Below are 13,579 nucleotides of genomic sequence, written 5' to 3'. Positions count from 1 at the left end.
CCAGGCTCATACTAATGACGACAACCACTGAAGTCTCCCAGCTTATATTTCGTTCTCCGTCAGAAATGAAGCGATGGCTTCATTGACTTCATCCGGGTTATCCATATTGGTTGCATGATGAGCGTTCCGAATAATTCTTAAACTTGAATTTGCAATTCTCTCCTGCATATACTCTTGCTGCCTTCGGATCATCGTGTCGCTCTCTCCCTGAAGAAGCATGGTTGGACAATGGATTTTATCCAAATCCTTCGTGCTGTCCATTCGCGTCACCGCATCCCATATCCGCACCCAGTTGGAATGCGGGATGGAACGAAATGCTTTTTCTATATAAGCTTGATTGCTCTTATTGTACTTGGAAAGCATCTTTCCCTGTATTTTTCCCGATAAGGACATCGGCATCAAATAACTAGACCAGCGATTCAGCGGGACGAACATTCGCTCATACCAATTGAACGCATTCGTGAATGGAGTGCCGATCAGCACCAGAGCTGCGACCTTGTCAGGATAGCGAACCGCTGTCTGCAGCGAAATATGCCCGCCCAGGGATAATCCGCAAAGGATCGCTTTCTCGATGTCCAGATTATTGAGCAAATCCGCTAAATCCCTGCTGAAATCCTCCGAATCCACCTTACCGTCCGGCAGGGAGGATAAACCATGGCCTCGAACATCCCACACCACGGTTTGATACCGACGAGAGAAAAAATCGACCTGGTGCTGCCATTGTTCATGATCCCATGAGGCCCCATGAGTAAACACCAGCGGCTTTCCTTCCCCCTTGACTTCATAGTACAAATCGACATTCCTTCCTTTGAAAATCGGCAAGAACCATCCTCCTCGCTATATTCGGATTTATTGTGTAGTCACGTTCCATAACGGTGCAAATACCACCTGAAAACATTCATCAAACAGTACATCCAAAGTTCGGCTTGGCTCTTTAATCCAGATCATCATAGCTCCGCTGATGGCAGCTTGCAGCACCCTGCTTACCATGGGCACGTCGCATTCAGCAATTTCTTTGTTTGCAATCGCGTGATTCAGCATCTGCCGGATAAACTCATCAATCAGCAGCAGTCGGGACCGGGTCTTCTCTAACAAATCAGGGTCACTCGTCCCTTCCAGATAGAAGGAAGTATGGTTAGCCAGTTCAACAGGATCCTTCATATGTAAAACTCCATGCTTAAAAACGGTCTTTAACGCATCGATCCTGGAACAATCGGATACACTGGCCTCCTGGAAAGCATGACGGGTTAATTCTATAACATAATCGCTGTAAGCCAAGAACAGATTCCTCTTCGAACCAAATCGTTTCATTAAAGCTGCCGGCGAAATATCCACTTCATGCGTAATGTCGGTTAACGTTGCTTGGCCGTATCCTTTTTTGCACAGCGCCCGATAGACACCGTAGAAGATCGCTTCATCTTGAAATTCGCGAGGTCTTACCATGTCTATTCTCCTCTCCATCATTAGTGAATATCCATTTACTAACTATTGTTTCATAAATCCTTTTTAATGTAAACCGCAACTCTTCATACTATTGAAGCCAGGGTCATTCAGCTTAATGGAGAAGTAAGCAGACAAGCACGCTTCAACTTTCTCTCTTCAGCCTGGTGAAGACACTGAAATTCTGATTCCGTATTCCCTTGTGGAGGATGATGGAAATTAGCGATTCTCACCGTCCCTTGTTCGGAAGGAGAGCTCCACAGCTTCGGCTTTACGACAAGAGATGGACACTATATATCAGAAAAACCTACGCAAAAAAGAGCAGCTTCATCAATGAAGCTGCTCTTTGCTATGTCTGATGCCTCGTTAGATGTCAACAACGCTTCTTAGCTGCATGAACGCTGGCAATCAAGAATTCAGGTCAACGGTTTTATTAATGTCAGAGTCACCTTCCGGCTTTTGTCCCACCAACTTTTTGAAGAAGGCTTTTACCGTCTTCGTCTTGTCACCCGTCTCCCAATATTCCGCGGTGTCTGTATCCACCTTGATCAGAATCACATTCGGATCGTCGTATGAGGTTTTCAGAAACTTCTCATATGCCGCATTCCAAAGCTCCTTTTTCCGCTCCACATCATCTACGACTTCAGCCTTTCCGCGGATCGAAACGTAGGATTTGCCAACATAAGCAATATTCACGTTGGGATTATCCATAATTTCCGTGTATTTGCTGGTGTCCCTCATCGTTAGGAACCACAGATCGCCATCGAATTCGATATGCTGTGTTTGCATGGGTCTGGAATTGATTCCGCCTTCCGATATCGTGGCGAACATTGCTGTTTCGATATCCTTGATAATATCTTTCACGGTCTCAACCGCTTCATGATTGACTACTGTTCCATTTGCCATTTCTATCACCCCATCCTAAGTATTTAGTCTCTAATTACACTTCCCATAAATAAGTTAAACGATGAATCGAGATATAAATCCGCATCATATCATAAGAAAGCTTCAACTTTCTTCACGTATGGGCAACGATCGACCCTTTGAATAAATGAAAAAGACAAGCGTCATCAGAATACTGATAACACTTGTCTCTTGATTCTCCGTGAAGCCTACTGTTTCAGTCGCTATTTCTTCTGCTTGCCATAAAACCATAGTCCGACGATACATGATACGGCCCCTAAACCCATCAAAATTCCTTTGGCGAATTCTTTCACCACAGATCCTGATGTATCCATGGTCACTGCAAGTAGGATTGACAGAACAGCTGAAATCAGCAACAGCAGCATGCTTTGATTTTTATTCCTTGTCATTTTCATTCCACCACCTCGGTTTATAATGGGTTACTAACCTCGCCTGACATATCCACTTGTAATACTGCTAATACTCTACATTACATCTTGTAAGCCTTCATGGCTTTACCTAATTCTTTAAGCGTAGGACGTTTACCGTACATCAGGACACCCGTGCGATAGATTTTTGCAGCCAACCATCCGAATATCAAAATCGCTACAACCAGAATTCCGAGCGAGAGAAGAATCTCCCAAACTGCTATATCGCCAAGCCCAATACGCACCAGAATGGTCGTCGGCGAGATGAACGGAATGTAGCCGGACACCTTCATCAGCATCGAGTTTGGAGCGCTTAAGCTAAAGATCGCAATATAGAATGCAACTAGCGACAGCATCGTAATTGGCATAATGGCTTGCCCCAAATCCTCTGTACGGCTGACAATCGAGCCAATCGCCGCATACAACATGGCATACAAGAAATAGCCAAGGATGTAGAAGATTAAGCCAAATACCAGCAGCATCGGATCAATCGCGCTTAGATCCAAATTCATTTCTTTTAAGGTATCTATGTTATGCGGCAGCATCAAGTTAATGACGGCAACAACGCCGAAGGCTGCGATTTGTGACAGTCCCAGCAGGAACATACCGATAACCTTACCAAACATTTGACTCAGTGGAGATACGCTGGTGATCAAAATCTCCATAATACGGGAGCTTTTCTCTGTGGTTACTTCCGATGCGATCATATTCCCTGTACCCATCAAGGTGAAGAAAAAAAGAATAATCAGTGCGTACACGACAATATAGTTGATGATCTCGGAGGACCCTTCCTTCTCATCGGAAGCTCCGCCTGATTTACTTGCTCCCTCAATGCTCCGAGCGTCAATGCGAACCGGCTGATTCAATTCCTGGATCTGCGATTCCGACAGATTAAGACCATCTACAATGCTGCGAGTCTTCGCTATTTGAAGGGCGGCTTGCAGATTGGATTGCAGCTCTGGACTCATGGCCTCGTCTTCAGAGCTGTAAACTACGGTCGGAAACGTATTGCCTTCTTGCTTTTCAAATTTTAAATAACCCTCGATATTTCCGTTTTCTATGTCTTTGTTCAGGGCTGCCTCATCTGCCGTTTCGTATTTTACGAATTCATAAGACGTGGCTGGCAGGCTGCTCCAGGTGGTCTCCAGTTGTTCGGCAAGCAACTGCTCCTGTCCATAAACCAGGCCGATACGAGTGATATCCTCGGCTCCTGCCTTGTCTCCAGTGAATAATTGGATCAGATAAGGAAGATTAATTCCTATGGAAATAATGAGTGCAAAAATCAAAGTTGAAACAACAAATGACTTGGTTCTTACTTTATTCATGAATGTAAATCGGATTACGGTCCACATATTATTCATTGGATTCACCTACCGCCTTTATGAAGATTTGGTTGAGTGTCGGCTCCTTTATCTCAAACCGATGGATGGTGCTTTGGGACATCGCTGTATTCAAAATGCTCTGTGCTGCATCCACTTGGCTGATCCGGATGGAATAGCCATCCTCTGTCCGCTTTACCTCCGTTACGCCAGGGATGGCTTCAAGACCCTGTACGTCGCCCGACGTGCCCAGCACGACTTCTTCACGTGGATACTTGGATTTAATTTCTTTCAAATTCCCCTTCACTACGGTATTGGAACTGTGCAAGATCGTAATGTTCTTACATAATTCTTCAACATGCTCCATTCGGTGAGTGGAGAACAGGATGCTCGTTCCCTTATCGCGAAGCTCTTTTACGGTTGATTTGAGAAGTTCCACGTTAACCGGGTCCAAGCCGCTGAAGGCCTCATCCAGGATTAGTATCTGCGGATCATGAACAACAGCTGCAATAAAGCCCATTTTTTGCTGATTTCCCTTGGATAGTTCCTCGATCTTTTTATCGTAATAATCGGGTACTTCAAACCGCTCCAACCAGTATTTCAAACTCTTATCTGCATCTTTCACCGACATGCCCCGGAGCTGTGCCAAGTACGAAATCTGCTCACTGACTTTCACCTTCGGGTATAACCCGCGTTCTTCCGGCAGGTATCCCATGATGCGGCGCAGTTCCTTGTTATAGGGCTTTCCGTTGTATAGAATCGTTCCTTCGTCAGGATAGATCAGCCCGAGCACCATCCGCATGGTAGTTGTTTTACCTGCACCATTGGCACCCAGTAGCCCATAGATTTCCCCCTCCTCAACCTGAAGTGAAATCCGGTTTACAGCCGTTTTGTCTGCATAAATCTTTACTACATTGTCTAATTCCAATCGTTGCATATTGTGAAACCCCTCTCTATCCTATTTCTGCACGTTGGCAGGAATATTTCCATCAATCCATATTCGGAGTACTTCATCCAGCTCGAGTGAACGGGTCTGAATAAACGGTATGCCCGCTGACTGCAAGATCTTCTCTACTTCCAAGCATTCCGTGGTAATAAAAGATATCGTATTCGTTGATTCTTGCCTGCTGCTCAGTATGCCCGGCAGCTCCTCCACGATCGAGGCATCGCCTTGAATCCAGCACTCCTTCCAATTGTCCAGTAGTGAATCCTTCTCTACCATACCCATCAGCTTGCCATGATGCATAAGGATGACATAATCGGCTAGTCGCCGAATTTCATCTACGATATGGGTTGAGAGCACGATGGTTGTGTCCATGGACTTCATCACTTTGTGCAGCTGATCAATCATTAGCTTCCAGGCGAACGGATCAAGCCCGGATGAGGGCTCATCAAGCAACAGCAGCTTAGGTCTTGGTGCAAGGGCCGCTGCAATCTCGAACTTCCGGCGTTCTCCTTTGGACATCTTGCGGAGCTTTACGCCTCGGGGAACATCAAACCGGGATAGTAGCTCATCAAAAAAATATCCGTCCCAATTGTCATACCAGGAAGCACGAAAGTTGGCCGCTTCATCCACCGTCATATGTTGTTCCTCTGCGCTTAGCTGTTCAGGTACGAATCCCATATCTTTGCGAATGGAGATCGGAAGCTCCCTGGGATAAGATTCACCGAACCAGGTAATCTCCCCCTCGTCCGGAAACACCGTCTGCATCATCATGTTCAACACCGTGCTTTTTCCTGAGCCGTTCGGTCCCACCAGAGCAACGATATATCCTTGCGGTATCGATAATTGTATGGGGCCAATGGTTTTCGTTCTCCGGCGTTTCATGACATTACGAAATTCAATGACACTCGGTTCCATGGAATGTTAGCGGCCTCCTTTTGTTTCATATTTTTCCCGGACGACTTCCATAAACAATTCTCTTAATTCATCTTCACTAAACTGAACCGCAATCCCTTTATCGACGGCAATCCTTAGCGCCTCAATAACCGCATCGCGCTTATAATGCTCCCGAGCCTGGTCTCCAACCCCTGCTACAAAGGTACCTGTTCCTTGCCTTGTTCGCAGTAATCCTTCATTCTCAAGGTCGCTATACACTCTGCGTACCGTAATGACACTACAATTCAGATTCCCTGCAAACTCCCTAATTGATGGCAACAAGGTTCCCTCCTCTATCTGACCGCTAATAATGAGCGAGCGCAGCTGTGTTTCAATCTGGTGATACAAAGGCTCTGCACTATTTTCATTGATCTGAATCGGAATTCGCACCCTTATACCACCTCACTTTTCCCTTGCTGATAGACTCGGGATACCACCATAGAGTACAAATTTCTATTCATATCCATCATGACAGATCCCTCGTCTGCTGCCGAAGGTAAGTTAATCTACTCATGAGCACCAAAGTCCCCAGTCCAACGATTAGCGATCCCCACATCACCGGAGACAGCAGGCCCCATCTCATGGAAGCATTCGCAGCAAAACGGAATATGCTGAAGCCTAGCAGGTTCAATATAATAATGGGTCCGACCGTTACCGCAGTCATAAAAAGGTTGTTTCTTAGATAAATCTTACCTCGGCACATGTGCTCCCAATAAATATTTGGACCTGTCAATAAAAGTCCGATTCCGACCCAAGTCAACGCAAAAGCAATATATTCAGGAATAGTCATCGCATCTCTCAGGTGATTCCCCAGTGCGTAGATGAATCCATAATACACGAGGCTATTGATTCCGAATGCGATCAGCGAGTTAACGACCCGGGCCACAAAAATAGCTGAAGCAGGAACGGGAATACTCCGATAAAAGTACAACATTCGCGTATAGGAATCTTCGCTCAAATATTTGAATGACCTCCTGGTAAATAGAAACCCCAGAAAAGGAGCGAAAAGCACCATAATAAAATCGACAAAGAGGCTCGTGAATCCCTGCGAATGATCGAATTGTTCATTGATAGCAACACCCGCAGCAAAACCCATATAAAGCATGAACAGTACTGTCCATATCATTTGGAACTTGTCGCTTGCGAAGTCTTTCTTCACGATCTTCATCGCATTATGGAGAACTTGTTGCAACGCTTCTCACCCTTTCATACTCTGAGCTTATGCTATTAGTAAAATTACAGATTTAGAATGTACTCTGCTACGTGTGTATTCACTGTGCTCACTGTGTATGTCTTTATACACAGTATATAGTGTGTAAATAAACAGTGTCAATATGAATTGTGAAAAATTTTCCTGGGTTTCAACAGCGACCGGTACGGCCAAACTCTCCGCCACTTCCCTCACACCCTAAACACTCTTCAGAGGTTTCCTGGCGGGTGTCACACCATGTAGAAGCTCATTCAAGACTTCCCTGCACCAGGGGAGTGTAGCCGTGGAGGAGACCTGGCGTTCGCCTTTGAAACCGGGAAACATCATACTCATCTCATCCCAGTTTCCTGGTTTCAACAGCGACCGGAACGGTTACACTCCCCCACCACTTCCCTCACACCCTAAACACTCTTCAGAGGTTTCCTGGCGGGTGTCACACCATGTAGAAGCTCATTCAAGACTTCCCTGCACCAGGGGAGCCGTGGAGNAGACTTCCCTGCACCAGGGGAGTGTAGCCGTGGAGGAGACCTGGCGTTCGCCTTTGAAACCGGGAAACATCATACTCATCTCATCCCAGTTTCCTGGTTTCAACAGCGACCGGAACGGTTACACTCCCCCCCACATCTCCCACAATATTGAATAAGCCGCCCTCAAAAATAAAAAACACCCGCCAGATCTCTCTGACGGGTGTTCTCCCACGCACAATTACATACCAAATATTACTTTCCATACAGGCTGTGTATGCCCGCCCGGATATAACAGGTACAGCAAGGTATACACGGCTACGCCGGTAATGGCCGTAAAGAACCAGATAATCGACGTAACTCTGCCCCACTTACGGTGCTTGGAATACTTCTCCTTGAAACCTAGGGTCAGTGTCGTGATCCCAAAAACCGCTGCTACCGTAGCCAGCACAATGTGAAAGATCAGGAACACCTGATAATACGGCTGCAGATTATCAGGACCACCCCATGACGTGTTGCCAATGAATACGGTGCGCGAGGAATAGATGACAAAGAAGATGACAGCGGCGACGGCCGCCCAGATCATAACTTTCTTATGAGCCTCGCGCTTCCCCTTAACAATAAGTCCCCAGCCAATCGCTACCAGCACGGCGCTGATCACGATAAACGTTGTACTGACCGTAGGAAATATAAAAAACCAATCCATATGGATCCCCCTTCAATAATCCTGTTACGCCTGATTGAGATTGCCTGGAGGAATCTCGCTTGGCAAAGGATCGTCTTCCTGATTTTCTCGTTTGTACCAATGAAAGAACACATAAGCGAGCATCGAGGCAAAAATAATCTCTTGGAAAAACTTCATGATGATCCCGCCTACCCGCTGATCGATTACAGGATCCAGGTAACCAAAAAACTCAGGACCACCAAACTGGGTAAGCAAAAAGGAAGTATCGCCCGGTACACAATATCCCATCGCCTTGGCCCATATCGCGGGATCACTATAGGTAGCGTACATCGGCTCACTGGAGAAAATTATGAGCGCACAAGCCGGTGTGAGCAGTACCATATTGAGAAAAATATATGCCATTTTGATCAGCCCCGTAGTCTTGTCTTTCTCCGGTATTGGCTGAATAATGGCCCACCACATCAGCAGTGAAGCAATAAACAGAATCAGAAAATATAGTCGATGCACCCAGAAATTCAACATAACGAAATCATGAATAGCGGGAAAGTGGTAAAAAGAAAACAAACCGTTAAACACAACCGCAGCTACAATTGGACGTGCCAGAAATGCGAGTCTTTTAAAAGGGTTCGCCTTATCAATGGCGCGCCAGAGCCAAACAGGGATTCCCAATATCAGAAGTGGTACAGCCACTAAATATGACAGGGCCATACTAACCATATGAAAAGAAAACATGGTATGCCCTAACAGATTAATGGGACCGCCCTGTGCAAGATAGAACATAAACATGCCACTCACAAACAGCGTCTTCCGTCCGAAGGACACTGGTGCACTCCCTTCGAAACGGCTGCTAAGTGGTCCAATCACCAGGAAGTAGCCTGCCGTTACAAGCAGCATAAAGGCCATAAACAAAGGAGTCCATTTAGCTGCAAAACTAAAATATTCTAAGCCCAGCATGCAAAAACCTCCCCTTAACGGGTTAAATTCTGACGAAATTGTGACACCAGCCTACGATTTAAAAAAAGAGGGGGCTGAAGTAGCCCACCTCTTTTTCATTTTACCACCAAACCCAAAACAGCGCCATGACAATACAGGTACTTGCTACGAAGAAGCCACCAATCATGAATAGGATTGGCATCAGATGCCCTTTATCTTTCAAGTGCATCCAGTAACCCATTTGCACGAACACCTGCAACACAGCCATAACGAGCAAAATAATGATCGTAAATGCCGTGTTGATTCCTCCGGCTGCTACGGCTGCAAAAGCAATCGCAGTCAGCACAATGGAGAAAATAAATACAATAATGTGTTTCTCAGGACCTTCCACACGATGGCGGTGTTTAACTGTAGGTCCCTCATTCGATTGTTGATTCGCAGTCATTCCTTAGCCCACCTTTCCAAGAAGGTATACGACCGAGAAGATGAACACCCATACAACGTCGATAAAGTGCCAGTACATGGCAGAAACATATACCTTTGGTGCTGTAACTACGGTTAACCCTTTTCTGAACAGCTGAGCAATCAACAGGCTGATCCATACGACACCGAATGCTACGTGAGCTCCGTGGAAACCAACCAGCGTATAGAATGCTGACGAGAAAGCACTCGTCTTCATGTTAAACGATTCATGCGCAACATATTCATAGAATTCATAAATCTCTAGGCCTAGGAAGCAAAGACCCAAAACAACGGTAACGATCAGCCACAACTTCAGCTTCTCAATATTGTGACGGTGGAGCGCCTGAATGGCGAACACACTCGTCAAAGAACTCACAAGCAAAATCAGCGTTGCCGCTGCAGTAATCGGTAGTGAGAACAATTCCGATGCAGTAGGTCCTTCGTTATTCTGACCACGAAGGGCCAGGAATGTTGCAAATAACGTACCGAAGAGTACGGCTTCTCCACCAAGGAAGAGCCAGAAGCCAAGAATCTTATTACGGCCTTCGAGAGTTGCCTTCTCCGGCTCGTGAGGAAGTTCGCCGTTTACATGTTCAGCGTGACTCATGCTTTCCCCTCCCCTTCAAGTTCTTCGACTTCGATGTGATAACCAGGATCATCATGCACGGAACGTGCAATCATTGCACCGAACGTAATCAGAAGACCAACAATCAGAACAATATATTTATTGAAGATTAAGCTCATGAACGAATTCGAGAAATCCTCCGTGCTAAACATGAAACCAAGTCCACCAATAAACAGACCCAGTGACATAACAAATGGAAGGATGCTTGGCGAAGGCATATGGATTGGACCCAGCGGTTCGGCTGGAGTCATCTCTTTATTGCCTGCCATTTTCTCTTTCCAGAAAGCATCAAGACCGCGAACGAGCGGGATTTGCTTAAAGTTATACTCTGGCGGTGGAGAAGGAATACTCCACTCGAGCGTACGGCCATCTTCCCACGGATCATCTGGAGCACCAACCGGTTTTCTTGCCGTAATAACGACGTTAACCAGGAACGCCAGTACCCCAATTCCCATCAAGATTGAACCGATCGTACTGATGAAGTTAAGTTCATCAAAGTTTTGGTGCGGCAAGTATGAAACAATCCGCCGTTGCATACCAAGCAGTCCAAGGAAATGCTGTACAAAGAATGTCATATGGAAGCCGATTGCGAACAACCAGAACGTCCATTTACCAAGTGTTTCATTAAGCATCCGGCCGAACATTTTTGGCCACCAGTAATGCAGACCTGCAAACAGACCGAATACAAGACCACCGACGATAACATAGTGGAAGTGAGCTACAACAAAGTACGTATCATGGAACTGATAGTCTGCCGGAGCAGCTCCCAGCATAACCCCTGTTACGCCACCCATTACGAATGTAGGTACGAAACCGATCGCAAACAGATTCGCACTTGTAAAGCGAATTTGTCCACCCCACATCGTAAAGAGCCAGTTAAAGATTTTGATACCTGTAGGTACCGCGATCAACATCGTTGCGATAGCAAAGAGCGCGTTCGCCACGGGTCCCAGACCTGTTGTGAACATATGGTGAGCCCATACCATGAAGCCCAGGAAGGCAATCAGGATCGTAGCAAATACCATGGAGCTGTATCCGAACAACCGCTTACGTGAGAAGGTCGGAACGACTTCTGAAATAATACCGAACGCCGGCAAGATCAGAATGTATACTTCAGGGTGACCGAAGATCCAGAAAATATGCTGCCACAATACAGGGCTGCCGCCCGCCGCAACATCGAAGAAGTTGGCTCCGAGCAAACGGTCAAAGCTAAGCAATACAAGACCTACCGTAACTGCAGGGAAAGCAAACAGAATCATGGCCGATGTAATGAACGCCGTCCATGTAAACATCGGCATTCTCATAAAGGACATTCCAGGTGCACGCATCGTAATGATGGTCGCCAGGAAGTTAATACCACCGATCAACGTACCGAGACCGGCAATCTGAAGTCCTATGGTATAGAAGTCTACACCGTGCGTGGACGAGTAATCATTGGTAGATAGCGGCGTATAGGATGTCCAGCCCGCGTCAGGCGCGCCGCCCATAATCCAGCTAAGGTTAAGCAAAAGTCCACCGAACAAAAACGTCCAAAATCCGAGCGAGTTCAAAAATGGAAACGCGACGTCCCGCGCACCGATCTGAAGCGGGATAACCGCATTCATGATAGCGAAGATAACGGGCATAACACCCAGAAAGATCATCGTCGTTCCGTGCATCGTAATCAATTCATTAAATACCTGAGCCGATACCAAATCGTTCATCGGTTTAATCAGCTGCAAGCGAATCAGAATCGCTTCAATTCCGCCAATCCCGAAAAACAAGCCGCCAGCTATCAGGTATAATATACCGATTTTCTTGTGGTCAACGGTTGTCAGCCAATCCATTATACCCGTGTAGCGTTTGGCGCTATGGCTGTGTGCATGAGCGTGAGCCAAGGTTTGTACCCCCTTTTAAAGTTCTTGCTGTATTAATAATCCAACTTATAATTGGCCAAGTAATCGGCAATTTGCTCGATTTCTTCGTCACTGAAGCCGAGATCCTTAGGATTAGGCATCGTGTTACCAGGTTTTACGGCCTGTGGCTCCATCAACCATTCCACCAGGTTATCTTTCGTTGGCTTCGTGCCTGGTTTGCCGCTTATGTCGTTCAGCAAGATACTCGCAATAGTCTCACGCGATCCAATGCCTGTAAGGTTAGGACCCATTGCCCCGCCTTGATCGCCTACAGCATGGCAAGAAAGACAGTTGGTCTTGAATTTCTCAGCAAGTGCTGTATCCGCAGGAAGCACAGCAGGTTCACTAAACGCTGCAACCCACTTATCAAATGCCGCATCGTCAACCGCTTTCACCCGGAATTCCATGAAACCGTGGGAAGGACCGCACAACTCTGCGCATTTACCAATGTATGTATCCGCTTTGTCAGCAACCAGTGTCATGTAGTTGACGCTACCTTCTGTGTTTGTATCCATCTTGCCTCCGAGCGATGGTACCCAGAAAGAGTGAAGCACATCATTCGTTTTCAATTGGAACGCAATTTTCTTACCTACAGGAACTACCAACTCTTGGGCGGTTCTTACACCGTAGTCCGGATAATTGAATTCCCACCAGAACTGGTGAGACGTAACCTCTACCTTAACAGCCTCCGGGTTGTTCCAGTCGTTCTCACCGTACGCAAATACCTTCTGAATCGTTGGAATTGCAAGCACGAGTACCAAGAGCAACGGAATCGCTGTCCAGATAATCTCAAGCTTATGGTTACCTTCTACTTGCTCAGGAATTTCGTCTTGTCCCTTTTTTCGACGGAATTTAATAAGCACGTACGTGGCAATCCCAAAAACCACTACCATTACGACAAGCATGACCGAAATGGAGAGCTTAATTAAATCCAGTTGACCTTGTGCTACCGGACCTTGTGGTCTTAAGACCGACAAATCCTCTCGGCCGCAGCCGGATAACACCAAAGCAAACATGGCCATCAAAGGAAGAAGACGCTTTACAGCCTGCCACCGTTTCATCATTGATCTACCCCACTTTTCCGATTTTCGTAGACTACCATCCGGCGCAAACAGCGGTAATCTACCTGCACAATCACGGATGAAGTAATCCTGTCAATTAAAGCAATCACTTATTAAATATAAGTTCATGGGTAACTTTTGTCAATCATTCACAGGGAGTTCACAAATTGTTCGAAAAGTCGTCAAAGTCGCGCTATTACTGATTTTGCAATCGCTTTCAAAGCTTTTCTTTCATTCTGCAACCTATCATTCGACATTCCATGTAACCCTGAAAC

Annotated in this window: 15 protein-coding genes; all 15 read right to left on the bottom strand. The window is 46.2% G+C overall.

Features of this window, described 5'->3' with window-relative positions; all coding sequences use genetic code 11:
- Window positions 1-42: 42 nt before the first annotated feature.
- The 15 genes from AM231_RS23590 to coxB all read right to left on the bottom strand — a co-directional run bounded on the left by AM231_RS23590 (window position 43) and on the right by coxB (window position 13,307).
- The gene (locus AM231_RS23590; protein ID WP_054404760.1) at window positions 43-822 is read right to left on the bottom strand and encodes an alpha/beta fold hydrolase; all 780 of its coding nucleotides are present in this window, start codon (window positions 820-822) and stop codon (window positions 43-45) included.
- A gap of 27 nt (window positions 823-849) precedes the next feature.
- Window positions 850-1,443 (bottom strand): TetR/AcrR family transcriptional regulator, encoded by a 594-nt coding sequence (locus AM231_RS23585; RefSeq protein ID WP_054404759.1) that lies wholly within the window; start codon window positions 1,441-1,443, stop codon window positions 850-852.
- Between the two features lie 405 nt (window positions 1,444-1,848).
- Window positions 1,849-2,346: a pyridoxamine 5'-phosphate oxidase family protein gene (locus tag AM231_RS23580; protein WP_054404758.1), complete on the bottom strand. Its 498-nt coding sequence runs from the start codon at window positions 2,344-2,346 to the stop codon at window positions 1,849-1,851.
- 221 nt (window positions 2,347-2,567) lie between these two features.
- Window positions 2,568-2,753 carry a hypothetical protein gene (locus tag AM231_RS23575; protein WP_054404757.1) on the bottom strand — a complete coding sequence of 62 codons (186 nt, stop codon included), beginning with the start codon at window positions 2,751-2,753 and terminating at the stop codon, window positions 2,568-2,570.
- 80 nt (window positions 2,754-2,833) lie between these two features.
- Window positions 2,834-4,132: an ABC transporter permease gene (locus AM231_RS23570; RefSeq protein ID WP_053490068.1), complete on the bottom strand. Its 1,299-nt coding sequence runs from the start codon at window positions 4,130-4,132 to the stop codon at window positions 2,834-2,836.
- Window positions 4,125-5,027 carry an ABC transporter ATP-binding protein gene (locus AM231_RS23565; protein ID WP_054404756.1) on the bottom strand — a complete coding sequence of 301 codons (903 nt, stop codon included), beginning with the start codon at window positions 5,025-5,027 and terminating at the stop codon, window positions 4,125-4,127. The genes AM231_RS23570 and AM231_RS23565 overlap by 8 nt, the downstream gene beginning before the upstream one ends.
- A 21-nt stretch (window positions 5,028-5,048) precedes the next feature.
- Window positions 5,049-5,951 carry an ABC transporter ATP-binding protein gene (locus AM231_RS23560; protein ID WP_054404755.1) on the bottom strand — a complete coding sequence of 301 codons (903 nt, stop codon included), beginning with the start codon at window positions 5,949-5,951 and terminating at the stop codon, window positions 5,049-5,051.
- Between the two features lie 6 nt (window positions 5,952-5,957).
- On the bottom strand, window positions 5,958-6,359 hold the full coding sequence (locus AM231_RS23555) for a GntR family transcriptional regulator (RefSeq protein ID WP_054404754.1): 402 nt from the start codon (window positions 6,357-6,359) through the stop codon (window positions 5,958-5,960).
- A 76-nt stretch (window positions 6,360-6,435) separates the two neighbouring features.
- Window positions 6,436-7,137, bottom strand: a complete 702-nt coding sequence (locus AM231_RS23550; RefSeq protein ID WP_242615291.1) for a hypothetical protein — start codon at window positions 7,135-7,137, stop codon at window positions 6,436-6,438.
- 747 nt (window positions 7,138-7,884) lie between these two features.
- Window positions 7,885-8,349 carry a DUF420 domain-containing protein gene (locus AM231_RS23545; RefSeq protein WP_054404752.1) on the bottom strand — a complete coding sequence of 155 codons (465 nt, stop codon included), beginning with the start codon at window positions 8,347-8,349 and terminating at the stop codon, window positions 7,885-7,887.
- A gap of 24 nt (window positions 8,350-8,373) precedes the next feature.
- Window positions 8,374-9,282, bottom strand: a complete 909-nt coding sequence (gene ctaG / locus AM231_RS23540) for a cytochrome c oxidase assembly factor CtaG (RefSeq protein ID WP_053490074.1) — start codon at window positions 9,280-9,282, stop codon at window positions 8,374-8,376.
- Window positions 9,283-9,382: 100 nt separating this feature from the next.
- Window positions 9,383-9,706, bottom strand: coding sequence for a cytochrome C oxidase subunit IV family protein (locus AM231_RS23535; protein ID WP_053490075.1), 324 nt, complete (start codon window positions 9,704-9,706; stop codon window positions 9,383-9,385).
- Between the two features lie 3 nt (window positions 9,707-9,709).
- Complete coding sequence (locus AM231_RS23530; protein ID WP_054404751.1) at window positions 9,710-10,330, bottom strand: cytochrome (ubi)quinol oxidase subunit III; 621 nt, start codon at window positions 10,328-10,330, stop codon at window positions 9,710-9,712.
- Entirely contained in the window at window positions 10,327-12,174 is a 1,848-nt protein-coding gene (gene ctaD / locus AM231_RS23525) for a cytochrome c oxidase subunit I (protein WP_054404920.1), read from the bottom strand. The genes AM231_RS23530 and ctaD overlap by 4 nt, the downstream gene beginning before the upstream one ends.
- An 83-nt stretch (window positions 12,175-12,257) precedes the next feature.
- On the bottom strand, window positions 12,258-13,307 hold the full coding sequence (coxB, locus tag AM231_RS23520; RefSeq protein WP_054404750.1) for a cytochrome c oxidase subunit II: 1,050 nt from the start codon (window positions 13,305-13,307) through the stop codon (window positions 12,258-12,260).
- Window positions 13,308-13,579 lie beyond the last annotated feature (272 nt).

Source organism: Paenibacillus solani, assembly GCF_001277345.1.
Lineage (GTDB): Bacteria > Bacillota > Bacilli > Paenibacillales > Paenibacillaceae > Paenibacillus_AQ > Paenibacillus_AQ solani.
Note: the sequence above shows the minus strand (reverse complement) of the source record. Positions and strands in the feature narration are given on the sequence as shown.